We start from the raw sequence: 24,308 nt of genomic DNA on the forward strand, positions 1-24,308 counted from the left end.
ATTAACTAGCAGTATAAAATGAAACTTTAAATTGTAGGGATTTTTTCATCTCCCGTTGATAGCTGACAAGCAGTAAAACTCCTTATATCCCCGTACCTTTCAGATACAAAAAGAAAGCGCTTACCATTAACTTAGTAAAATATTACTTACTAAATGAACAACATATATGTCCTATTTTTTCCATTATATTATGATACATCTTATCATCATAAACTAAAGGAAACAACGAGCTTTTTTTGTCATGTTTTGACTAAAAAAAGCAGGTGATGTTTCACCTGCCTTTTTACTTTATTCATTTAATAAGTAATGCTTCCCTTTTACTAAATAAAAAACATTTTCAGCAATATTTGTAATATGATCTGCTACACGCTCGATATATCTCGCCACAAAGGATAATTGTGTAATTTGTGTAATCGCTTCTGGTTGTTCTGGAACTGAAGATATAAATTCACGAATCGCTTTCCCATACATTTCATCAACTGAATCATCCATTTCGGCAATTTGTTTCGCAAAAGTTAAATTTTCTTGCTCATATGCTTCCAACGCTAACTGTAACATCTTATTTGCAATTGCAAACATTTCATCAAGATTGTGCAAACTAACAACCACTTCTTTTTCCCCAAGACGAATTGTTGATTTCGCAATATTAACAGCATGATCTGCAATACGCTCTAGATCTGTCGCTGTTTTAATTGAAATGAAAATCCTTCTTAAATCACTTGCTACAGGTTGCTGCTTCGTAATAAGCATAAGCGCAAGATCATTTATTTCCTCTTCTAAATTATCCATACGATAATCACCATCTATTACCTCTAATGCTTTCTCTACATCCCTTTTATGAAGACCTTCCATAGCAAGCAATAAAGCTGCCCTCGCTAGCTCTCCAAGCTCAATCACCTTTTGCTGTAACGTTTTTAAATCACATTGAAACTGTTCTCTTACCATTGTTTCTTCCCCCTCAATATTATGTGCCATTATATATAGATTCCCTACCTAGCCTACTTGTAATAAACCTTAAGATAGGAGAAGTATTACTTCTCTAATGAAATGAGGTAAAAACAAGAAATACCCTCTGTTAAGAGGGTATTTACTCTTATCCTTGCAACGATATCAACCGAATCGGCCTGTAATATAATCTTCTGTACGCTTATCTGAAGGTGTCGTAAATAATTTATTTGTATCTGTATATTCCACAACTTCTCCACTTAAGAAGAAAGCAGTTTTGTCTGAAATACGTGCTGCTTGTTGCATGTTATGCGTTACGATCACAATGCTAAAGTCTTTCTTTAACTCTTGAATTAATTCTTCTACTTTTAATGTTGAAATTGGATCTAGTGCCGATGTTGGCTCATCCATTAAAATAACGTCTGGTTCAATCGCTAAACAACGTGCGATACATAGACGCTGTTGCTGTCCACCAGATAAACCGTATGCATTATCATGCAAACGATCTTTTAACTCATCCCAAATCGCTGCTCCACGTAAACTTTTTTCAACAATTTCATCCAATGTTCTCTTATCACGAATACCATGAATTTTCGGTCCATATGCTACATTTTCATAAATAGATTTCGGAAATGGATTTGGCTTTTGGAACACCATTCCCACATGAGTTCTTAATTCTTCAACTGGGTATGATTTTTCAAATATATTGCGCTCTCTATATTCAATTACACCTGTAGTTCGCACGATTGGTACTAACTCTACCATACGATTTAATGTTTTTAAGTACGTTGATTTACCACAACCACTTGGCCCGATAATTGCTGTAACTTCATTCTCATGAATGCTTAAGTTAATATCTTTTAAAGCATGGTCTTCTCCGTACCATAAATTTAAGTTTTTCGTATCAAATACTACTTTCTTTGGTGCAGTCTCGATTTTCTCCTCGTTTTTCACCTGTACATTTACTACTGTTGCTACCATTTGAATTCCCCTTTCATCCATTTCCAACTTATTTTCGATTTCGTAACCATAAGACAAATATATTGATAAAGAGCAATAAACCTAATAAAACAATCATCCCAGCAGCTGCTACATACTGAAATTCTTCTTGCGGTCTACTCATCCAATTAAAAATTTGAATTGGTAAAACTGTAAATCTATCAAACATACTAAATGGAACATAATTTGCAAATGCAAGTGCCCCGATAACTAATAGCGGTGCCGCTTCTCCAATCGCCCTTGATATCGCTAACGTACAACCCGTTATAATTCCCGGGAAAGCAGATGGCAATACAATTTGATACATCGTTTGCCACTTCGTAGCACCTAATCCGTAAGAAGCTTCTAATAATGACCTTGGTACAGATCGTATCGCTTCTTGACTTGCTACAACAACTGTAGGTAAGACGAGTAAACTCATCGTCAGTGCCGCCGCAATAATACTCTCACCTAAATGAAGAGCATATACAAAAATAGTTAAGCCGAGTAATCCAAATACAACGGAAGGTACTCCTGCTAACGTTTGATTATTAATTTCTATTACCTTTTTAAATATAGATTCCTTCGCATATTGCTCTAAATAAAGAGCAGTTCCAACTCCAAATATAAAGGAGACTGGTATAACAATACTCATAAATAATATCGTTCCTGACAAAGCTGCAGCAATCCCAGCTTCTTTCGGATTACGCGAAGCGAAGTTTGTAAAGAAATCTAACGAAAGGTAACTTATACCTTTTTCAAAAATTTGAAAAAGCAAAATAAACAGTATTACTATTGAAAACAAAATAGCTATATAAAATAACATTTTGTAAACTCGATCTTTTAAAAAACGTAATGCCATATTTTCTTGTATTTTTTTATGATTCAACATTCGCATATTATGTCACCCTCCTAAAGCGGTGCATAATAAACTGCGAAATGATGTTCATTATAAAAGTAAACAAGAATAACGTTGCGCCTACAGCGTACATGCTGTAATACGTAATTGTTCCATGCGGAGCATCACCTAAACTCACTTGCACAATATAAGCTGTTAGCGTTTGAATAGAGTGTGTCGGATCGAGCGATACGTTCGGCGTGGATCCCGCTGCAATTACAACGATCATCGTTTCACCAATTGCCCTGGAAGCAGCTAATATAATCGCTGCCATAATCCCTGTAAAAGCCGAAGGGAACACGACTTGTTTTACCATCTCAAACCGAGTCGCTCCAAGTGCTAACGAAGCTTCTTTCGTCCCTTTCGCTACAGCTCTCATTGCATCTTCAGACAGAGATGCAATTGTCGGGATCATCATAAAGCCAATAACAATACCCGGACTAATCGCATTAAAAAACTGTAAATCTGGTATAATCCGTTGTAAAAGCGGTGTGACAACTGTTAATGCAAAGAAACCATATACAATTGTCGGAATACCTGCTAATAGTTCTAACATCGGCTTTAATACTTTCCTTGCACCGCCCGAAGCATATTCGCTTAAAAATACGGCACACGCTAAACCGATTGGAATTGCTACGAGCATAGCGATTGCTGTTACAAGTACCGTTCCACATATAAGTGGTAATATACCGAATTTAGGATCTTCAAAAAAAGGTAACCATTCTTTCTCTGTCAAAAAGGAGAGCAATGGTATTTTTTGAAAAAACATCATTGTTTCATTTGCCAGCGTAAAAATAATTCCAAGTGTCGTCACAATAGACACGCTAGCAATTATTTTTAGTAATAATGGAACGATTCGATTGATTCGCTGCGTTTTTTTTCTTTGTTTTGTATTTCTTTCAATCAAATGTTGTACAGAAAATGTAATTTGACTTTTGTCATTATGAGCCAAAGATGAAAACCCCTTTCCACCCTGACATTACCTTTTTATTCCTGTTAACATCCGCAGCTGTTCATTGTATTTTTCTTTTGGTAATTTTACATATCCTACCTCTTCAGCAAGATTACCAACATGCTGAATCATAAACTCAACATAATTTGCTACATTCATTTTATTTCGGATAGATTTATCATTTACATAAGCAAATAGCGACCTAGATAATGGCTTATATTTACCTGATTGAATCGTATCTTTCGTCGGAAGTACACCATCCACTTTTATTGCTCTCACCTTATCTCGATTGGCCATATAATAAGCATATCCTACAAAAGCAATGGCATTTTTATCATTCATTACCCCTTGCATAATAACTTGATCATCTTCAGACAAAGAGACTTTTTTTACAATGCGATTTTTTTGTAAGATGACATTTTGAAAATAATCATACGTACCAGAGTCTACACCTGGCGCATAAAACTTCACCTGTTCACGTGGCCATGAAGAATGAATTTGTGACCATCGCTTTTCGTTTCCATCTTCACTCCATAATAGACGTAACTCGTCTACTGTCATATTGTCTATCCAAGTATTTTGGCGATTCACAACGATCGTAAGACCATCGTAAGCAACTTCAAATGGTGTAAACTGAATGGAGTTTCTCTTCATTTCATTTTCTTCCACTTGTTTCATTACTCTCGAAGCATTATTTATATCCACTTCCCCTTTACTGAAACGATTAAATCCTCCTCCTGTTCCAGAAACACTGATGGAGATTTTCACGTTCGGATGCACCTTTGTATATTCCTCCGCTACCGCTTCTATAATAGGAAAAACCGTTGAGGATCCATCAACTCTCACTTCTCCCATTTCATTCACAGCAAATGCAGTAGACGTGCCAACATAAAGGATACATGTCGACAGTATGAAAACTTTAATCGATGCACTTATCCATTTCACGTGTTCTTCCTCCTAGAAGTAACCGGAAATAACAGGATTACAGATATAAGAATACTGCCAAACTATTAATTCGGTTTTAATTGTTTGTAAAAGTTTTGTAAAGTTCCACAAGAATCAACATAAGATGAAATTTCAATCCGTAGCTACCGTTCATCTTCACTGATGATCAGTCCATAAAATCGTTATCCTACATGGAGAATGCATACGTATCATTTATGAGGCCCCTTAATTTTCCGATATAATATGCTTGTCCACCTTATTAAAACGTATGCATGAATTATAAAAAAAAGCACACTATCTTTTCAGATAGTGTGCTTTTTTTACAACTTTTTTATTCATCATTTTGCTCTTTATTTTTCTTATCTATTTCATCTTGTGTAGCTTCACCATTTTCTACTTTTTTCAAATCAAAGTACGCATCCATAATGTCACGGCTAATATAACCGTTAATACCTGATTTATCATCTACCCAAGGCACAACAACAGAAAATGCTACTTCAGGGTCTTCAAGTGGCGCATAACCTACTAATGTTAAGTTATATGTCTCTTTGCGCTCACCTTTTGCATTTCTACCAATCTCTTTATCTCCGCCATACACAGTTTGAGCTGTACCTGTTTTACCAGCAGCTTTATATGGTGCACCTGCAAAGTATTTCGTAGCTGTACCACCAGAATCGTTAAATACTTGTCTAAATCCTTCCTGAACACGTTTAATTTGTGATTCAGGCATATCTACACGGTTTAGTACTTTCGGTTCCATTGAATGAACAACTTTTCCAACTTCATCTTGTTTCGCTGCCGGTTGACGAATTTCTTTTACAACTTGCGGCTGCATACGGTAACCACCATTTGCAATTGTTGAAACATATTGTGCTAATTGAAGTGGTGTATACGTATCATACTGTCCAATTGATAAATCTAATAGGAAACCTGGCATTTTATCTGTTCTACCTCTTTGTCCAGCCGTTTCATTCGGTAAATCAATTCCAGTTTTTACACCAAGTCCAAACTGACCGAAATAGTAACGCATCGTATCGTATGATTTTTGTTGTATATCTAACGTACCGCCTCGTACATAAGGAACACCAGCGATATTCATCGCTGTTTTAAACATATATACGTTAGAAGACATTTTTAACGCTGTAAGATCATTAATATAGCCCATTGTCTTCCAAGACGATTTTTTTAGCGGTCCTTTTAATACAATTGGTTCATCGAGTTGAACGGAACCTGGCTGAATCGCGCCTGTTTGATATCCAGTAAGTATCGTCGCACCTTTTACAGTCGATCCCATCGGATAAGAACTTGTCATCGTTCCTAATGCGAAATCTTGTACTTTCGTTTCGCCATTTTCATCCACTAATTGTTTTCCTGCCATAGATAAAACTTCACCATTTTTCGGATTCATCATTACAACGAATGCACGATCTAAAAGTGGTTGTGTACCTTTATATTTCAATAAACTTTTCGTGATAATTTCTTCTACACGCTTTTGTAATTCCATATCAATTGTTAAATTCAGATCATTACCACTTTGTCCTTTTGATACATTAATCGTTTCTAAAATATTACCGTTTTTATCTGTAATATTTTTCACTTCTGCTTTCGTACCGTGCAAACTATCTTCATATTGCTGTTCAAGATAACTTTTTCCTACTCGTTCATTTCGATTATAGTCACGAACAAGATAGTAATCTAGTCTTTCTCTAGGCAAACCTTCATCAGACGTTGACACCCCGCCAAGTACACTTCGGAATAAATCATCATAAACATATTTTCGATCCCAATCAACAGTCGTATCTACACCCGGTAATGCTGCTAGATTTTCACTAATAATCGCATATTCTTCTTCTGTAGCATCTTTTTTTATAACTTGTGGTGTCATTGCATATCCGCCGTCCATTTTGCTTTTAATCGCTAATATTTCTAAATCTTTTGCGGATAATTGATTCACTTCTTCTTCTGTCACACGACTTCGTTGACGCTCATCTAATTCTTTATCGTCAATTTTTTTATCTTTAAACTCTTGACGATCTTTATTCGTAATTTTGTCTTTAGCTTCCTCTTTATGCATAGCAAGCCAATAATCTTTTTTATCGCGATCTGTTAATTTATCTGTCGGTACTTCAATCAAATCTGCTAGCTTTTTCGCTGTTTCTAAGCGAGCCTCTGCAGTTGATCCTTTCATTTTTGTAAATGTAATCGTACGTACAGCTGCATTATCTACTACAGCTCGCCCATAACGGTCAAATATTTTCCCACGTGGTACAGGATTACTTATCGTCGAGTTCTCTTTCCTCTCCACTTCATTCTTGTATTCCTCACCGCGAACAATTTGTACATATCCAAGCCTTACAATAACCGCGGAGAACATTAAAAACACGCAGAAAAACAGCACGTTTAACCGAAAAGGAACGTGAGTCTTTTTCTTTTGTTGTTTCTGCTTCTTGCTCATACAAACCCCCTCTACCAACAGCTATGTAATGTGAAAGGGACACCTTCATACAGGTGTCCTCACTGCTGTCTTACATCTTTTTCTATTCTAGCATAAAACAACCGAGAAGTTAACCTTCTGGTTCTGTTTGATTCTGCGCAGTTCCTTGCGCTACAACACTTGTTTTACTCGCATTTCCCTCATCATATTTGACATTTTTAACTGCAAAATAAATAAGAAAATGTCCTGCACCTAAAATACATAATAAGTAAGGCAAACTTTTTTCAGGAGGAAAGAATAGTACAGCACATAAAAAACTTAGAATCGAGCAAATTCTTCCTGCATTTAACCATAATTCCCGGACAACTACATACTCTACACGCCACTCTCTCGCACTTTTCGCTCTACCAATTACATCATATGTCATGGACCCGTACGGAACGAGCAAAATAGGGTATGCAATCGCGATGCACGCTGCATAAATAAGTAATTTTGCGTATGTAACGTTGAATATAACTAAAAATACGACAGCATATAAAATAATGCCTCCAAGCAATATTGCTTTTTTCCGCCACTCTTTCTTTAACATACGAGTGACTAGGTAGTAACACACAAATGATACTGCCGAATTTACTAAGCTATATTTTCCTAATGCAAGCTCGCTATCCGTTGCTAAATACACGTACACGGAAATCACAAAAATAAACGTTCCCTCTCTTAACCCTTGAAAAAAATGAGCACGTGTAATTCTTCCCCAATTTTTATCAATTTTCCGCTCTTTCAATACTTGTACAATTTCATACCGACCTTCACATTCTCTCTTAGATACAAAAAAGCTTAAAATAACAGCAATTGCAAATAACAGTAACGAAAGAAAGAATATGACCGTATAGCCACTCCATTTTTCCATACGTGAAATTGTGTATCCAGCTGCTATCGGTCCAATCATGCCAGAGAAGGATGTAAGAAGTCCAAGAAACCCATTAAAGAAATCTCTTGTTTCTGGTTCTGTAATCTCAAATGTTAATAAGTTAAACGCGAGCCAGTAAAAACCATATCCAACTCCTAAAAGAGCCCCCATTAATAAAATATAGTGAGAAGCGCTTTTTCCCGCTACTAAAACAACGATAAAAAAAATAGCTAACGTCCCTACGCCTATTCGCAACAAGATTGAGCGATCAATACGCTTCGCTAATTTCCCACCTATAAGAAATGTGAGAGGCTGTAATACAACGCTGGCCAAATTATATAAGCCAAGATTCACATAATTTTGTGTTTGTTTCCATAAATAAATGTTAACAAACGTATTCGATAAAGAAATTGCGAGCGTGTATAAACCTCCAATAAGGAGCAATAACACTAAATCCCGATTCACTTCAACGTCACCAATTATATGTTTCCACTTCATACACACCTCTCCTTTACTTCATGTTCTAGTCTTCCAAAGACAGGCTCAATTATGTAAAAGGAAAGCACAGAAAAAAGCTAGGAGCATGCTCCTAGCTTTTTTCTATCGTTATTACAATTATTTTGCTTCTTGGTAACGTTTTTCAGCAGCGTTCCAATCTACAACATTCCAGAATGCACCGATGTAATCTGGACGACGGTTTTGGTAATTTAAGTAGTAAGCATGCTCCCAAACATCTAAACCTACAACTGGAGTTTTACCTTCAGTTAGAGGAGAATCTTGGTTTGGCGTGCTTGTTACTTCTAACTCACCATTATTTACTACTAACCAAGCCCAACCAGAACCGAAACGAGTTGCGCCAGCTTTTGCGAATTCTTCTTTGAATGCATCGAAGCTTCCAAATTTCGCTTCAATTGCAGTTGCAAGTTCGCCTACTGGTTGTCCGCCACCGTTTGGAGATAAGATTGTCCAGAAGAATGTATGGTTAGCATGTCCGCCACCATTGTTACGTACTGCTGTACGGATTGCTTCTGGTACTTCGTTTAAGTTTGCAACTAATTCTTCTACGCTTTTGTCAGCTAATTCTGCATGACCTTCTAAAGCAGCGTTTAAGTTTGTAATGTACGTGTTATGATGTTTTGTATGATGGATGTTCATTGTTTCTTTGTCAAAGTGAGGCTCTAAAGCATCATACGCATAAGGTAAATTTGGTAATTCGTGTTTTGCCATTGTTATATTCCTCCCAGTTTATGTATTGCCACTTAAGTGACATACAACTTCATTCTACCCTAATTGCCATAGGGTGCAAACAAATAAATCACATTGTCTTGCTATCATTAAAGTAGCAAAATTCCCACTTCTTTTCAATTAAAATGCTCATATATTCCGTAAAAAAAGCTCCCTTCTACAAGGAAGCTTCTTGATGACATAATAAACATGTGAAATGGATATGGACCCTGTAGGACTCGAACCTACGACCGGACGGTTATGAGCCGTCTGCTCTAACCAGCTGAGCTAAGGGTCCACAATTATGTATGTAACCATATATTAAATAAAGGAATTCCTATCGGATATATCCTTTAAGAAATGTAAGATAAATTTACCATATAAAAAAGAAAAGTGTCAATTGTATTTTTCTCATTCAAAAGAAGAAAATTAATAAAAAGAAATTTAGTTATCTCCACTATATGTAAATATAATATATCTTGAGATTCCCTAGATTCCTACGTTACAATGATTTTATACATACATAAAGGAAGTGAATCTATGTCCATATTTACCCAATTAGCCAAAAGCGTATATTCGCCTAAAGATATGGCGCTATTCCGTTTTCAAAAAATCGGAAAAACCATTTTGTATATTATGCTACTTTGTCTAATCACTACTATTCCAAGAACATTCTTTTACGGTAGCTTTATTCAAGATAGTGTTACCATGGTAAATCAAGCAATTGAAAAAGATTTACCTGATTTTAAAATTGAAAATGGTGAACTTAAAGCTGATATTGAACAACCTATTCAAAAGGAAGAGGGAGATGCTCTTTTCGTATTTGATCCAAATACAACAGATATAGAAAAATATCAGAACAAAACTGGTTTATTTATTTTAAAGGATAAAGTAGTTTCTATAGGAAATGGTCAAACACAAACATACTCCTACAATGATTTATTAGGGACATCTCTTGAGAAGAAAGATTTGCAAGATTTCATTTCTGTATTCGATAGTATTTATCCAATTTTATTAGCCGTTATCGGCGTATTAGTGTACCTATTCCAATTATTTATTACTTTCTTAGGAATTACTTTACTTGCGTTTATAGGTTCTGCTATGAGTGGTCAACGTAAATTATCTTATAAGCAAGTATGGACGCTAACTGCATACAGCTACACAATTCCAACAATCTTCTTTATGATCATGGATTTATTCAAAATTGTTGTACCTGGTTCAACATTCATTTATATCGCAGTTGTTTTAATTGTTCTATACTTAACAATCAAAGAAGTTCCAAAACCGAACGAAAAAAATGCCTAAATAGGCATTTTTTTTTTGGACAAGCATATATTCCTAGCAAAGGAGTGAAGAATATGAAAAGATTAGGTGTATTCTTATTCGTGCTTGTTCTTGGTTATATATTTTATTACGATATAAAAATCGGCACTTTACCGATGTTAAGTTCATATAAAAAAACAACCGCTGCCCAAACGATAAAGCAAGAAAATACAGATACAAAACAAAATAAAGAGAACAAAGCAGAAAAAGAAACAGATGTCACTTATAAAACAATTGAAGTCAAAACAGGTGAGACAGTTCTTTCTATTACCGAACAAATTAATAAGAAAAAAATCCCTTCCATCGAAAAGGTAATTGATGACTTTAAACAACTAAACAAAAGTACATCTGCTACAAAAATACAAATTGGAAAGTCTTATAAATTCCCGTTATATCAATAAGCAATCACTTAATCCTTGTCAATTACATAAAGGCGCTGATACAATAGTAAAAGTGAAACCGAGCACTTCGGTTTCTATAGCCCTGTATCACGTATACTTTCATTGATATGAGGGACTAAATAAGAAACTTCTTTTATAAGGAGAGCGATCTATTCGTGAATGAAATGACTCATCGTACAAAAACACGTCCAGTTAAAGTCGGTAATTTAACAATTGGCGGTAATAATGAATTAATTATACAAAGTATGACAACAACAAAAACACATGATGTTGAAGCAACAGTTGCTGAAATTAAACGTTTAGAAGAAGCTGGCTGTCAAGTCGTCCGTGTTGCTGTTCCAGACGAACGCGCAGCAAATGCTATTGCTGATATTAAAAAACAAATCAACATTCCACTTGTTGCTGATATTCATTTTGATTATCGTCTTGCTTTAAAAGCAATTGAAGGTGGCATTGATAAAGTACGTATCAATCCTGGTAACATTGGTCGTCGCCATAAAGTAGAAGCTGTTGTAAATGCGGCAAAAGAACGCGGTATTCCAATTCGTATCGGTGTAAACGCAGGTTCATTAGAGCGTCACATTTTAGAAAAGTACGGATACCCAACTGCAGATGGTATGGTTGAGAGTGCCCTACATCACATTAAAATTTTAGAGGACTTAGATTTCCACGATATTATCGTATCTATGAAAGCCTCTGATGTTAACTTAGCGATTGAAGCATACGAAAAAGCTGCTCGTGCTTTTGATTACCCATTACATTTAGGTATTACAGAATCTGGAACATTATTTGCCGGAACTGTAAAAAGTGCCGCTGGTCTTGGAGCAATCTTAAATAAAGGCATCGGGAACACATTACGTATTTCATTAAGCGCTGACCCAGTTGAAGAAGTAAAAGTTGCGCGTGAACTATTAAAGTCATTCGGCCTTGCATCTAATGCAGCAACACTTATTTCTTGTCCAACTTGCGGTCGTATTGAAATTGATTTAATTAGCATCGCTAACGAGGTAGAAGAATACATCTCTACACTAAAAGTACCAATTAAAGTTGCAGTACTTGGCTGCGCTGTAAACGGTCCTGGTGAAGCTCGTGAAGCTGATATCGGTATTGCCGGTGCACGTGGAGAAGGATTATTATTCCGTAAAGGGCAAGTTGTTCGTAAAGTACCAGAAGAAATAATGGTAGAAGAACTAAAAAAAGAAATCGATGTAATTGCTGCTGAAATGGCTGCTGAACGAGAAAAAGAAAAAGAAAAAGAAACACAAGAACAATAAAAAGAAGGTTGCCACAATATTTGTGGGCAACCTTCTTTTTTACGTAAAAAAAGCTCGTCAGTTATGTAACCGACGAGCTCTTATTTTGCACATTTTGGACAACGGCCATATATTTCAAACTTATGACCAGTTACTTCATAACCGTTAAAATCTTTATTCATAAAATCCATTGGGCAGGAAGTAATCTCTTTCGTCCCCCCGCAATCTAAACAAATAAAATGATGATGATGTTCCATAATAGAACATGTAAAACGAAAATGTTTTTCACCATTTAATTCCGTTTGTTCTAAAACACCGATTTCAGCAAACACCGTTAAGTTACGATAAATCGTATCAAAGCTAAGGCCTGGATAATCATCCTTCATATGCTCTAAAACGTCTTTCGCCGTTAAATAACGATTGTGAGCTGCAAATAACCTGAGCATTTCTTCCCTTTTCCCAGTATGTTTGTATCCTTTATCTTTCATTAGGCGTAAAGCTTCTGTTAGATTCATATCTATCCCTACTTTATGCAGTTTTTTTCTTTTTCCATAAAATCGCACCAATTAAAATAAGAACTGCTATCATAACAATTGTACCACCTGGTGCTAGATCAAGTTGATATGAAGCAAACATCCCACCAATTACTGCAATTTCACCAAATAAAATGGAAAAGAAAATTGTTTGTTTAAATCCATTTGCAATACGAATACTTGCTGCAACTGGTAACGTCATTAATGATGATACGAGAAGAACCCCTACTACACGCATTGATACTGCAATGACAAGAGCAACCAATATAATAAAAATAAAGTGAATCCACTTTGCACTCAAACCAGTTGATACAGCGTATTCCTCATCAAACGATAGTAAAAATAACTCTTTGTATAATAAAGTAATCGTTACAATAACAACAATTGCTACAATGCCGATGATTATTAAATCCGTACTTGTTACAGCACTTACACTCCCAAATAAATAACTAAATAAATCTGTGTTAAATCCATTTGCAAGTGAAATAAAAATAACGCCAATCCCCATTCCTGCTGAAAGAATAATCGGAATTGCTAATTCTTGATAATGTTTATATACAGTACGTAATTTTTCAATTAGTAACGCCCCACCAATAGAAAAAACCATTCCCATATATAATGGATTTAAAAATCCCCCTGTGAAAATTGTTTTTTCTAGTAGTAAACTTGCAGCAATACCCGATAATGTCACGTGGCTTAATGCATCCGCAATAAGCGACATTCGGCGAATGACAACAAATACACCGATAAGCGGCGCAACAAGTCCTATTAAAATCCCTGCATATAAAGAGTTACGTAAAAAGTCATATTGTAAAAAATCTTGTATCATTATATCCTCCCGTGATGCTCATGCTCGTGTTCTAAACGATGAACATGATGTCCATATAAGACGGACATTTCTGCATCTTCTAACTCTCGGAACTTCTCTACATTTCCATGGAAATGTAGATGTTGGTTTAAGCATGCAACATGTGTTACCTTCTCAGTAACAGCTCCCATATCATGCGTAACGAGAATTAATGTGATTCCTAACCTTTTGTTTAAATCCTCTAATATCTCATAAAAACTTTCTACATTCTTCACATCGATTCCAACAGTAGGCTCGTCCAAAATAAGTAATTCAGGATCACTAACGAGCGCACGAGCAATAAATACACGCTGTTGTTGTCCACCAGAAAGTTCTCCAATATTGCGCCCTCGGAACTCACTCATCCCTACATCAGCAATTGCTTTTTCTACCTTTTCCTTATCGCTTTTCGTGAAAAAGCGAAACAGCCCTTTTTTCGAAACGAGTCCCATTGACACAACTTCAAAAACAGTTGCCGGAAAACCAGAATTAAAGCTATTTGCCTTTTGCGACACATAACCAACTTTGTTCCATTCTTTAAACTTCTTACTATCAACACCAAACAAACGAATACTTCCCTGTTTTGGCTTTAAAACACCTAATAAACATTTTAGCAAAGTTGATTTCCCAGAACCATTTGGGCCAACTAAACCTAAAAAAGCTCCCTTCGGAACTTGCAAATTAATATCTTCTAACACATTTCGATCTTCATATCGAAATGACAATCCTTCTATTTCCAATATATTATTCATAGCATCTCACCTATTTTAATTCAGAATGATTCCGATTTATATCTACTTGAATTATAGTATAGCTTATTATAGTTGTAAACCAATCTGCATAAAATATATCAATTTTTTCAAGAAACCTTACTATTATAACAAAAAGCAGAGAAAAATTCTCTGCTTTCGAAAAATATTCCTATAAAGTAAAACCTTAATTAAATGAGTCCATCCCCTATCGATTATTCACCCTCAAATAGCGGGATACATGTTTTAGTGAATAGCCGATTTAAACTTACCACCATTTGTCTCTTGTGTATTCATAATCGTAACAAACGCATTCGCATCAATTTCATACACAATTGATTTTAACTTTGTCACTTCCAGACGCGTTACAACTGCATAAATCACTTCTTTTTCTTTATCCGTGTAACCGCCTTTCGCTACAAGCTTTGTAGTTCCACGACCAAGACGATGCAAAATCGCATTTGATACTTCCTCATATTGATCTGATACAATTAAAACCGCTTTCGTTTCATCTAAACCTTGAATGACTGTATCAATGGTTTTGAATGCGATATAGTACGTCATAACAGAATACATAGCTTGTTCAACACCAAATACAAATGCTGCCCATGCAAAAATGAATAAGTTCACAAACATTACAAATTCGCCAACAGAGAAAGGTAATTTCTTCGTTAATAAAATACCCATAATTTCTGTTCCGTCCATTGATCCACCATGGCGAATAACGAGCCCTACACCAATACCTAAAATAAGACCACCAAACACTGTTGCTAAAATTGGCTCTGTTGTAAATGGCGGAACAGCATGTAACGTTGATTCAATAAACGCTAAAGCTACAATACCGAACGCGGAAGATAGCATGAATGTTTTTCCGATTTGCTTATAACCCGAATACATAAATGGGATATTGAGAATAACGACTAAAGTAGAGAAACTTAACCACCAAATATTAGGAGTAAGATAATCTAATATAAGAGAAATACCAATAATTCCACCATCAATAATTTTATTTGGCATTAAGAATAGTTCAATCGCTACCGCTGCGCATGCTGCCCCAAATATAATCATAACTAAACGATAAATAAGATGGATAACACTTTCTTTTCGATGTTGCTTCTGCTCCATAAGTCCTCCTTATACTCTTTTTCTATAGTTTTGTCCTTATATTATAACATACGCTTCTTTTTCTCATGAAAAAGAAACTCTATACGAATATGTACAAGCTACGTACTCATATATTTCGATAGAAGAACGCGTGAAGGAGGATAACTCGATGAATCTCATTAAACAACTTGTAAATAAAAAATTAAATCATATTTCTACAAAAGAGTTATTGAAATATAGTAAAGAGTATGAGGTTTCTATTACAACTGCACAAGCTGATCAAATTGTTTTACTTATGAAAGGAAAGAATATTAATATTTACGATAATGACGAACGGCTAGAGCTCTTAAAACAAATAGCAAAAGTAACCTCCCCTGCTACTGCCCAACAAGTAAATACTTTATTTCAGCAATTACTAAAATAAGGAGGGGGAAAATCCCCCTCCTTATTGCTTATTGCGCTTTAATTTTCTCAAGAATTCCTTCATCAAAAGTACCATTTTTCAGCATTTCGATTTCTAATTTATATGGCGGCTTCTTATCTTTTTTATCTTCACCTACATATGGCGTTTCAAGAATTTTTGGTACGTGCATTAACTGTGGATGATGTACAATATGATGCAACGCTTTATAACCGATATGACCGAAACCGATATTTTCATGACGGTCCTTTCCTGCGCCGCGTACATTTTTACTATCATTAATATGAAGTACTTGTAAACGATCAATACCAACAATCTTATCAAATTCGTTTAATACACCGTCAAAGTCATTTACAATATCATATCCTGCATCGTGCGTATGGCACGTATCAAAGCATACGGATAGTTTTTCATTATATGTTACACCGTCAATAATCTTTGCAATTTCTTCAAAGCTACGACCGCATTCTGTCCCTTTACCTGCCATCGTTTCTAACGCGATGTTAACCGTCTGATCTGGCGTTAATACTTCATTAAGCCCTTTAATAATTTGTTGAATACCAGCATCCGCTCCTGCCCCAACGTGCGCACCTGGGTGAAGAACGATTTGTTTCGCCACACCTAATGCCGATGTTCTTTCGATTTCCATGCGAAGGAAGTCTACACCTAATTGGAATGTTTCTGGCTTCGTTGTATTCCCGACATTAATAATATATGGCGCATGTACGATAATTTCCTCAATACCGTTTAGTTCCATATGTTTTCTTCCTGCCTCTATATTCAATTCTTCAATTGGTTTTCTTCTTGTATTTTGCGGTGCACCTGTATAAATCATAAACGTTGTTGCACCGTATGAAACAGCCTCTTCACTTGCTGCTAATAACATTTTCTTACCACTCATGGAAACATGAGATCCAATCTTTAACATACAATCACCTCTTCAATATACAATAGATATAATGATAGCATAATTTGTAGAAATATGTAGCGAATTGTTTTTTTCCATTCTCCACTGATTATTATCCCGCAAATAGCCGGATAAAGTGAAACTTTAATCAGTGGGGGTTTTCTTCATCCCCCACTGATTATTAGTTGAACCAATCGGACTTTTATGGGCAGTTGATCCCCACCTAACTTCTTTGCTTTCGCTGAATTTTGAGGTGGGGGTCTTACTGCCCATTAAAGCGGGATAAAAAAAGATAAGGGGCTCCCCTTATCTTTTTTTATTGCTGTATTTTTTCTTTACTTTGTCACGTTCTGTTGCAAGTTTACGTTTATAGTTTGGTTTTACTTTTTTCGGCTTTTTAATAACTTTTGTTGCCATAACGTCAAGTTCATCATTTGGTTTCTTACGGCTCTTACGACGACGACGTTCACCTAAATCTGCCCACTCATCTCCGCGTAACTCTACATGCTTGAACTCAATATGACGTTGTTTTTCTAAACTATCTAACGCTTCTTCGTTTGCTGGGTCATAAATCGTCACTGCAATACCTGAATGCCCTGCACGTGCTGTTCTTCCAACGCGGTGAACGAAGAAATCTAGGTCTGATGGAAGTTCGTAGTTAATAACATGACTAATTCCTTCTATATCAATACCACGTGCTGCTAAATCAGTTGCAACAATATATTGGAATTCAAGATCACGAATTTGTTTCATCATTTTTTTACGATCACGCGGTGATAAATCTCCGTGAATTCGTCCAACTTTTAAGCCACGTTCCATTAATCCGTCAGCAACCTGATCCGCCATCTTCTTCGTATTCGTGAAAACAACTGCTAAATACGGTTTAAATTGTAGCAACATTTTGTTCACTAAATCGATTTTGTTACGATGTTTAGAAGGTACTAAATAATGCTCAATATTCCCAGCCGCAACTTGTTTTGGATTGATATGAATATGCTCTGGATTCTCCATATATTTCTTCAGAAACGGTTTTAGTTTTTGAGGAATCGTTGCAGAGAAAACTAGCATTTGCAAGTTTTTAGGCATGCGTGATGCAATTTTGTCTACATCATGAATGAATCCCATATCAAGCATTAAGTCTGCTTCATCGACAATAATCGTATTTGCTTTATGAACAAATAGGGCTTGCGCTTCTACTAAATCTTTAATACGTCCTGGTGTTCCAACTACAATATGAGGTTGTTTTTTCAACTTTTCAATTGATCGTTGTTTATCAGTTCCACCAATTAAACAACGTGCTGTAATCATTTGATCTTCCGCACAAAACTTTGTTAATTTCACGATTTCTTCGTAAATTTGTTGTGCTAACTCACGAGTAGGTGCTGTAATAACAAGTTGTACTTCTTCACGACCCGGATTAATTCTGTTCAATGTAGGAAGTAAGTATGCATGTGTTTTCCCAGAACCTGTTTGGGATTGTCCAATTACACTTACGCCTTTTTTCACGACCGGGAAAATTTTCTTTTGAATTCCTGTCGGCTCTGTAAAGCGTAGTTCACGAACTGCATCTATTAAAAATGGTTTAAAATCATACTGTGTAAAAGTTTGTTGTGTCATAAGTTACACCTTCTTTCTAAATTTCTACTGCGCGCACAAATCAGTCAAGTCTACATTATATCGAAATCTACAAGTAAAATCCATCTTTAGTTTAGGTTTTTATTTCAAAAACTAACCTTCTTCCCTCTTATTGCATATTGTATGTGTATATACCTAACTGAAGAAAGGAGGATTTCTCACATGTTTCCAAAACCCCATATAAGGCAAATGTATCCGAATCAAGGACAGCAACCTTATACACCATATCCAATTCCACAACTACCACCGGTGGCACAAAAAAAGAAAGGCTTCCTTGCTAAGCTCTTTAAAAAACACGATCCAACCGAGCCTTTCATGCAAATGGTTCCGCCTTATCGACAAATGGAAGGGCCGCCACCAATGATGCACCAGCAACCGCCGCCCCAATATCAACAGCACTACCAACAACAATACCCGCAGCAATACTCAGAGCAATATCAACCATACATGCAGCAGCATCCAGAGCAAATGATTCCCCCTCAAATGTATGAATCAAATGAAACACGCGGCGGTGCAACAACTACAGCAACATCAAGTAGTGGCATCGGCAGTTTTTTTGCGAATTTAATTTCGAATCCAACTAATATGATAAACAATATTGAAAAAGTATCCCAAGTCGTTCAATCTGTAAGCCCTGTCGTCGAACAGTACGGTCCTATTATGCGTAACCTACCCAACATTGTTAAAATCCTCACCTCTGGAAAAAGTACGGACGAAGATCCAACTGAAAATCCAGCTGAAGACATAACAGAAAAGGTTGTGGTAGCAACTCCGCCTCCTCCACAAAAAAAAAGAAAAAGAAAAAAAATAGTGATTGAGCCAGTCATAGAAAAAGAAGTACGAGAGGAGCCTGTTCAAAAAATAGCAACAAAACCAAAACTATATGTGTAACAATCCTTTGTTTTCTATCCACTCCTCCTTTATAATGTAAAAGACTATGCACAAAAGTATCCCTTGTTTAGAAGGAGAGGATTACTCATATGAAAATTGTTAAAATTTCCCCTCGTGGTTATTGCTACGGTGTTGTGGACGCGATGGTTATTGCACGTAACGCCGCATTAGATACATCATTACCAAGACCTATTTATATTTTAGGTATGATTGTTCACAACAAACATGTAACAGATGCATTCGAAGAAGATGGCATCATTACATTAGACGGTCCAAGTCGATTAGAAATTTTAGATAAAATCGATTCTGGTACTGTTATTTTCACTGCACACGGTGTTTCTCCAGAAGTTAAACAACGTGCAAAAGAAAAAGGTTTAACGACAATCGATGCCACTTGTCCAGATGTTACAAAAACACACGACCTTATTGAAGCAAAGAAAGCTGAAGGTTACCATGTCATTTATATTGGCAAAAAAAATCATCCAGAACCAGAAGGCGCAGTTGGTATTGCACCTGATATCGTTCATCTTATTGAAAAAGCTGATGATTTAAAAACATTAGAAATTCCAACAGATAAAATTTTAGTTACAAACCAAACGACGATGAGCCAATGGGATGTTCAGCATTTAATGGAGGACATTCAGAAGAAATTCCCAACAGCAGAATTCCATAAGGAAATTTGTTTAGCAACTCAAGTTCGCCAAGAAGCTGTTGCTAAGCAAGCTGATGTTGCAGACTTAACAATTGTCGTCGGTGATCCGAAAAGTAACAACTCAAACCGTTTAGCACAAGTATCACAAGAAATCGCTGGTACGAAAGCATATCGCGTTGCAGATGTAAGTGAAATCAAATTAGAGTGGCTACAAGGTGTAGAAAACGTAGCTGTTACAGCAGGTGCTTCTACTCCAACGCCAATTACGAAAGAAGTTATCGCTTTCTTAGATCAATATGACCCAATGAATCCCGCTACATGGGAAAGAATTCGAAAAGTACCGTTACAAAAAATATTACCTCGTGTAAAAGTGAAAAAAGAACAATAATAAAAACCGTTGCCTATGTGAGCAACGGTTTTTATTTGTCTTATACAAATGTAAATGGATCTGTATGTAACTGCGAAGCATGAATGTGTACATTCAGTTTCTTTGCATCTACTTCTTCTTGTAATTGCTTTTGTACACCTTGCTTCATTACCTTTTCAACATTATGTCCTGGATCAACTATATTTAAACCGAGCATCATCGCATCATGAGCAACATGATAATACATGTCACCTGTTACATATACATCCGCTCCTTTAAATTTAGCTTGATTGATGTATTTGTTACCATCGCCACCAAGTACAGCTACTTTACGCACTTTATCATCTAATTTCCCAACAACTCGTGCACCCTTCACATCTAATGATTGCTTTACATGTTCCGCAAACTGTCCAAGTGTCATTTCTTCTTGTAAATATCCTATTTTTCCAAGCCCTAATGTTTCGCCTTTGTTATCAAGTGGATACACATCATATGCTACTTCTTCATATGGATGTGCCGTTACCATTGCTTTAATCACTTTTCGCTGTAGTGAAGCTGGAATAATCGTTTCGATTCGCACTTCTTCTACACGTTCTAACCGTCCAGTTTCCCCGATATAAGGATTTGTTCCCTCTTGAGGTACAAACGTGCCTGCACCCTCGCTACTAAACGTACAGTGGCTATAATTGCCGATATGACCAGCACCTGCGTCTCCCAATGCCTTCCGTACTTCTTCTGCATGAGTTACTGGCACAAACACAACAACTTTTTTCATTTCTTCTGCATATGTCGGTGCCAAAACTTCTGTATTTTGCAATCCTAACGCCTCAGCAAGTAAATCATTTACCCCGCCCTTAGCAACATCCACATTTGTATGCGCTGCATAGATTGCAATATCATTTTTAATACACGTTTCAATAATTTTCCCATATGCCTTATCTGTATGAATCGCTTTTAGCGGGTTAAAAATTAAAGGGTGATGCGCAATAATGACATTCGCTCCTAATTGAATTGCTTCATCTACAACTTCCTCCGTTACATCTAACGCAATTAATACGTGCTGCACGGGTTTATTCAGCGCGCCAATCTGCAGGCCAATCTTATCCCCTTCCATCGCCAAATGCTTCGGATACATACTTTCAAATAAAGAAATAATTTCATGGCCATTTGGAATTTTACTCATGATAAAACCTCCTCTATCATTTTCATTTTCGCTTCTACTTCCGCTCGCTTCGTTTTTGTTTCTTCAGAATCAGCCGCACGTTCTAACTGCTTTAAAATATTTTGGAAGTTTTTTAGTTCTCCTTCCCATTTTTCAACGAAAGCATCACTTTTTTCTTTTGTTAAAAATGGTCCCATAAATAATTCAGCTTGTTTATTTTCGGAATAAGGCAATGCGATGTTTCCTCGCTCTCCTACTAAAATCTCGTAAATTTTCCCATCTTCTTTTACGATTTTTTCATGGATAAGCTCCCATCCATTCTCAATAAACCATTCACGAATATGATGCGCTGCAATATTCGGCTGTAAAATTAAACGTGTTACACCTTCTAATTTCTCTTTACCACTTTCTAAAATGTCACGAATTAACGCTCCGCCCATTCCGGCAACCGTAATTACATCTACTTCTCCTGGCGCTATAACTGCTAATCCATTCCCTTTACGCACATCTACTTTATCTTGTAAGCCACTTTCAGCTACAGTTGCTTGAGCAGAGCGAAATGGTCCATCTACAACCTCTCCTGCAACTGCTTTTGTAGCAATATTATTTATAATTGTATAACACGGTAAATACGCATGATCCGATCCAATATCAGCAACTGTAGATCCTACTGGTATTTCACGCACAACTTCTTCTAATCGTTTTGAAAGCTTTACTTCATTCATGTATTTCCATTACTCCTTCTCTTGTCAGTCTGTCTCCATGATAATGAATTTATAGTAGTTGTTGCAAGCCTATAACAACAATTCACTTCTCTATCACTCATCGTATTTTAGAAAATATAGAAAAACAAGCCCTTTGCATAAGCAAAAGGCTTGTCATACGAAACCTTATTTTTTCTTCGCTAACCAATCAGCTACTTTAGCGGCTTGATCAGCTGGAACTAAATTAGGTGGCATATTTCCTTTTCCTTTCGAAATAACTTCTTGAATCTCTTCTTTCGAAAGTTTCCCACCAATTTTTTGTAAATTAGGTCCTACTGCTCCTTGTAACTGATCACCGTGGCAGCTCGTACAGCTTTGCTTCACAATATCCTCTGGTTTTGATGCTGTTTGCGCTGGCTTCCCGCCATTTTTGGCATCAGCTAACTCTTTAGATTTATTTAGCCCCTGAAATGAAAATACAAACATAACGATAATACCTAATGCTGCAATAAGAGCGAACGGAATCAGCGGATTACGTTTCATATCTCTTCTCCCCCCTCTATACCCCTAAATAGTTAGATGATTCAGTCATTTCCATTGTACTTGAAAACGCTCTATCAGAAAAGAGTAAACTACTAATCGTTAAAAATATTCCATAAATTCAGTTTATTGTTTTTTATTGTTATATCGCTTATTATTTCGATAATTATTAACGTTTCTCATCATATTTTTCACTATTCTACATATATTTTTGTATATAATAAACAAAATTAATCGAAAAATCGAAAAATGAGCATTTGCAAATCAAAAGACAATTCTGTAAAATAAATTACAAGAAATTGTAATCGTTGCCGATAGCTAAAGTTTAACAAAAATTAACAAAATAAAAAAGTTTACTTCACAAAGGTGAAGTAAACTTAAAAAGAACCTATTCTAAGAAATCCTTAAGACGCTTACTACGGCTTGGATGTCTTAATTTACGAAGTGCTTTTGCTTCAATTTGACGGATACGTTCTCTCGTTACGCCGAATACTTTCCCAACTTCTTCAAGCGTACGAGTTCGTCCATCATCTAAACCAAAACGAAGACGTAGAACATTTTCTTCACGATCTGTTAGTGTATCTAACACATCTTCTAATTGTTCTTTTAGCAATTCATACGCTGCATGGTCCGCAGGCGATGTTGCTTCTTGGTCTTCAATAAAATCACCTAAATGGGAGTCATCTTCTTCACCAATCGGTGTTTCAAGAGAAACTGGCTCCTGTGCAATTTTTAAGATTTCGCGTACTTTTTCTGGAGCAAGATCCATTTCTTCACCAATCTCTTCAGGAGATGGTTCGCGTCCTAAATCTTGTAGTAATTGACGTTGTACACGAATTAACTTATTAATCGTTTCAACCATATGAACTGGGATACGAATTGTTCTTGCTTGGTCTGCAATTGCACGTGTAATCGCTTGGCGAATCCACCAAGTTGCATACGTACTAAATTTGAAACCTTTACGATAATCGAACTTTTCAACCGCTTTAATTAGACCCATATTCCCTTCTTGGATTAAGTCTAAGAAAAGCATACCACGGCCCACGTAGCGCTTTGCAATACTTACTACAAGACGTAAGTTTGCTTCTGCAAGACGACGTTTCGCTTCTTCATCGCCTTCTTCAATACGCGTTGCAAGTCGAATTTCTTCTTCTGCAGACAGTAAATCTACACGACCAATTTCTTTTAAATACATACGAACAGGATCATTGATTTTAACCCCAGGTGGTACACTTAAATCATTAAGGTCGAATTCTTCTTCCGCTTTTGTAATTTGGCGATTATTAGGACCTTCGTCATTGTCATTGTCACCAACTAAGTCAATCCCTTGTTCACCTAAATATTCATAGTATTCATCCATTTGATCGGATTCAATTTCAAATCCATTCATGCGTTCTGCAATCTCTTCATATGTAAGAACGCCACGTTTTTTTCCGAGCTCAGTGAGTTGTTCTTTCACTTGCTCAAGGGTCATTTCAGTTTCAATTTGTTTAGAACGAGCTGGTTTGTCAGCCATCTGTTCCCCTCCTTACG

24 protein-coding genes and 1 tRNA gene are annotated in these 24,308 nt (G+C 36.3%); 6 read left to right on the forward strand and 19 right to left on the reverse strand.

Annotated elements, in window-relative coordinates:
* Nucleotides 1-288: 288 nt before the first annotated feature.
* The 9 genes from phoU to F8162_RS11640 form a co-directional block, all read right to left on the reverse strand.
* On the reverse strand, nucleotides 289-945 hold the full coding sequence (gene phoU / locus F8162_RS11600) for a phosphate signaling complex protein PhoU (protein ID WP_151633739.1): 657 nt from the start codon (nucleotides 943-945) through the stop codon (nucleotides 289-291).
* 165 nt (nucleotides 946-1,110) lie between these two features.
* Entirely contained in the window at nucleotides 1,111-1,926 is an 816-nt protein-coding gene (gene pstB, locus F8162_RS11605) for a phosphate ABC transporter ATP-binding protein (RefSeq protein WP_151633737.1), read from the reverse strand.
* Nucleotides 1,927-1,954: 28 nt separating this feature from the next.
* Nucleotides 1,955-2,821, reverse strand: a complete 867-nt coding sequence (gene pstA / locus F8162_RS11610) for a phosphate ABC transporter permease PstA (protein WP_151633735.1) — start codon at nucleotides 2,819-2,821, stop codon at nucleotides 1,955-1,957.
* 1 nt (nucleotide 2,822) lies between these two features.
* Nucleotides 2,823-3,773: a phosphate ABC transporter permease subunit PstC gene (gene pstC / locus F8162_RS11615; RefSeq protein WP_151633733.1), complete on the reverse strand. Its 951-nt coding sequence runs from the start codon at nucleotides 3,771-3,773 to the stop codon at nucleotides 2,823-2,825.
* A 27-nt stretch (nucleotides 3,774-3,800) separates the two neighbouring features.
* The gene (gene phoX, locus F8162_RS11620; protein ID WP_151633731.1) at nucleotides 3,801-4,718 is read right to left on the reverse strand and encodes a phosphate ABC transporter substrate-binding protein PhoX; all 918 of its coding nucleotides are present in this window, start codon (nucleotides 4,716-4,718) and stop codon (nucleotides 3,801-3,803) included.
* Between the two features lie 331 nt (nucleotides 4,719-5,049).
* Nucleotides 5,050-7,173: a peptidoglycan D,D-transpeptidase FtsI family protein gene (locus F8162_RS11625; RefSeq protein WP_151633729.1), complete on the reverse strand. Its 2,124-nt coding sequence runs from the start codon at nucleotides 7,171-7,173 to the stop codon at nucleotides 5,050-5,052.
* 109 nt (nucleotides 7,174-7,282) lie between these two features.
* Nucleotides 7,283-8,560: an MFS transporter gene (locus F8162_RS11630; protein WP_151633727.1), complete on the reverse strand. Its 1,278-nt coding sequence runs from the start codon at nucleotides 8,558-8,560 to the stop codon at nucleotides 7,283-7,285.
* A 117-nt stretch (nucleotides 8,561-8,677) separates the two neighbouring features.
* Entirely contained in the window at nucleotides 8,678-9,289 is a 612-nt protein-coding gene (gene sodA, locus F8162_RS11635; RefSeq protein ID WP_001052034.1) for a superoxide dismutase [Mn], read from the reverse strand.
* Between the two features lie 221 nt (nucleotides 9,290-9,510).
* Nucleotides 9,511-9,584 (reverse strand) — tRNA-Ile (locus tag F8162_RS11640).
* Between the two features lie 242 nt (nucleotides 9,585-9,826).
* On the opposite strand from F8162_RS11640, the gene F8162_RS11645 reads away from it, so the two are divergent.
* The 3 genes from F8162_RS11645 to ispG all read left to right on the forward strand — a co-directional run bounded on the left by F8162_RS11645 (nucleotide 9,827) and on the right by ispG (nucleotide 12,284).
* Nucleotides 9,827-10,591, forward strand: coding sequence for a DUF1189 domain-containing protein (locus F8162_RS11645; protein WP_000021903.1), 765 nt, complete (start codon nucleotides 9,827-9,829; stop codon nucleotides 10,589-10,591).
* 53 nt (nucleotides 10,592-10,644) lie between these two features.
* A complete protein-coding gene (gene yqfZ, locus F8162_RS11650) occupies nucleotides 10,645-11,010 on the forward strand; it encodes a protein YqfZ (RefSeq protein WP_151633725.1) in 366 nt (121 codons plus the stop codon).
* Nucleotides 11,011-11,174: 164 nt separating this feature from the next.
* On the forward strand, nucleotides 11,175-12,284 hold the full coding sequence (gene ispG / locus F8162_RS11655; protein WP_122950842.1) for a flavodoxin-dependent (E)-4-hydroxy-3-methylbut-2-enyl-diphosphate synthase: 1,110 nt from the start codon (nucleotides 11,175-11,177) through the stop codon (nucleotides 12,282-12,284).
* 80 nt (nucleotides 12,285-12,364) lie between these two features.
* Here ispG and F8162_RS11660 read toward each other — a convergent pair whose 3' ends face one another.
* The 4 genes from F8162_RS11660 to F8162_RS11675 form a co-directional block, all read right to left on the reverse strand.
* A complete protein-coding gene (locus tag F8162_RS11660; RefSeq protein WP_001054512.1) occupies nucleotides 12,365-12,778 on the reverse strand; it encodes a Fur family transcriptional regulator in 414 nt (137 codons plus the stop codon).
* Between the two features lie 13 nt (nucleotides 12,779-12,791).
* Nucleotides 12,792-13,625, reverse strand: coding sequence for a metal ABC transporter permease (locus F8162_RS11665; RefSeq protein WP_097819263.1), 834 nt, complete (start codon nucleotides 13,623-13,625; stop codon nucleotides 12,792-12,794).
* Nucleotides 13,625-14,395, reverse strand: coding sequence for a metal ABC transporter ATP-binding protein (locus tag F8162_RS11670; RefSeq protein WP_151633723.1), 771 nt, complete (start codon nucleotides 14,393-14,395; stop codon nucleotides 13,625-13,627). Before F8162_RS11670 ends, F8162_RS11665 begins: the two co-directional genes overlap by 1 nt.
* Before the next feature lie 243 nt (nucleotides 14,396-14,638).
* Complete coding sequence (locus tag F8162_RS11675) at nucleotides 14,639-15,517, reverse strand: YitT family protein (RefSeq protein WP_000435955.1); 879 nt, start codon at nucleotides 15,515-15,517, stop codon at nucleotides 14,639-14,641.
* Between the two features lie 148 nt (nucleotides 15,518-15,665).
* Here F8162_RS11675 and F8162_RS11680 point away from each other — a divergent pair, with 148 nt between their 5' ends.
* Nucleotides 15,666-15,920: a DUF2624 domain-containing protein gene (locus F8162_RS11680; protein ID WP_001048965.1), complete on the forward strand. Its 255-nt coding sequence runs from the start codon at nucleotides 15,666-15,668 to the stop codon at nucleotides 15,918-15,920.
* Nucleotides 15,921-15,948: 28 nt separating this feature from the next.
* Here the strand turns inward: F8162_RS11680 and F8162_RS11685 are convergent, their stop codons facing one another.
* Both F8162_RS11685 and F8162_RS11690 read right to left on the reverse strand, forming a co-directional pair.
* Entirely contained in the window at nucleotides 15,949-16,845 is an 897-nt protein-coding gene (locus F8162_RS11685) for a deoxyribonuclease IV (protein ID WP_048531206.1), read from the reverse strand.
* 285 nt (nucleotides 16,846-17,130) lie between these two features.
* On the reverse strand, nucleotides 17,131-18,441 hold the full coding sequence (locus F8162_RS11690; protein ID WP_151633721.1) for a DEAD/DEAH box helicase: 1,311 nt from the start codon (nucleotides 18,439-18,441) through the stop codon (nucleotides 17,131-17,133).
* A 180-nt stretch (nucleotides 18,442-18,621) separates the two neighbouring features.
* Here F8162_RS11690 and vrrA point away from each other — a divergent pair, with 180 nt between their 5' ends.
* Complete coding sequence (vrrA, locus tag F8162_RS11695; protein WP_151633719.1) at nucleotides 18,622-19,350, forward strand: VrrA/YqfQ family protein; 729 nt, start codon at nucleotides 18,622-18,624, stop codon at nucleotides 19,348-19,350.
* An 89-nt stretch (nucleotides 19,351-19,439) separates the two neighbouring features.
* Nucleotides 19,440-20,390: a 4-hydroxy-3-methylbut-2-enyl diphosphate reductase gene (locus tag F8162_RS11700; protein WP_151633717.1), complete on the forward strand. Its 951-nt coding sequence runs from the start codon at nucleotides 19,440-19,442 to the stop codon at nucleotides 20,388-20,390.
* Between the two features lie 40 nt (nucleotides 20,391-20,430).
* Here the strand turns inward: F8162_RS11700 and F8162_RS11705 are convergent, their stop codons facing one another.
* The 4 genes from F8162_RS11705 to rpoD form a co-directional block, all read right to left on the reverse strand.
* Nucleotides 20,431-21,552: a Nif3-like dinuclear metal center hexameric protein gene (locus F8162_RS11705; RefSeq protein WP_151633715.1), complete on the reverse strand. Its 1,122-nt coding sequence runs from the start codon at nucleotides 21,550-21,552 to the stop codon at nucleotides 20,431-20,433.
* Nucleotides 21,549-22,256, reverse strand: coding sequence for a tRNA (adenine(22)-N(1))-methyltransferase (locus tag F8162_RS11710; protein ID WP_151633713.1), 708 nt, complete (start codon nucleotides 22,254-22,256; stop codon nucleotides 21,549-21,551). The genes F8162_RS11705 and F8162_RS11710 overlap by 4 nt, the downstream gene beginning before the upstream one ends.
* 165 nt (nucleotides 22,257-22,421) lie before the next feature.
* A complete protein-coding gene (gene cccA, locus F8162_RS11715) occupies nucleotides 22,422-22,778 on the reverse strand; it encodes a cytochrome c550 (protein ID WP_151633711.1) in 357 nt (118 codons plus the stop codon).
* A gap of 385 nt (nucleotides 22,779-23,163) precedes the next feature.
* Nucleotides 23,164-24,291 carry an RNA polymerase sigma factor RpoD gene (gene rpoD / locus F8162_RS11720; RefSeq protein ID WP_000764061.1) on the reverse strand — a complete coding sequence of 376 codons (1,128 nt, stop codon included), beginning with the start codon at nucleotides 24,289-24,291 and terminating at the stop codon, nucleotides 23,164-23,166.
* Nucleotides 24,292-24,308: the final 17 nt, after the last annotated feature.

Source organism: Bacillus sp. CH140a_4T, assembly GCF_008923725.1.
Taxonomy (GTDB): Bacteria; Bacillota; Bacilli; order Bacillales; family Bacillaceae_G; genus Bacillus_A.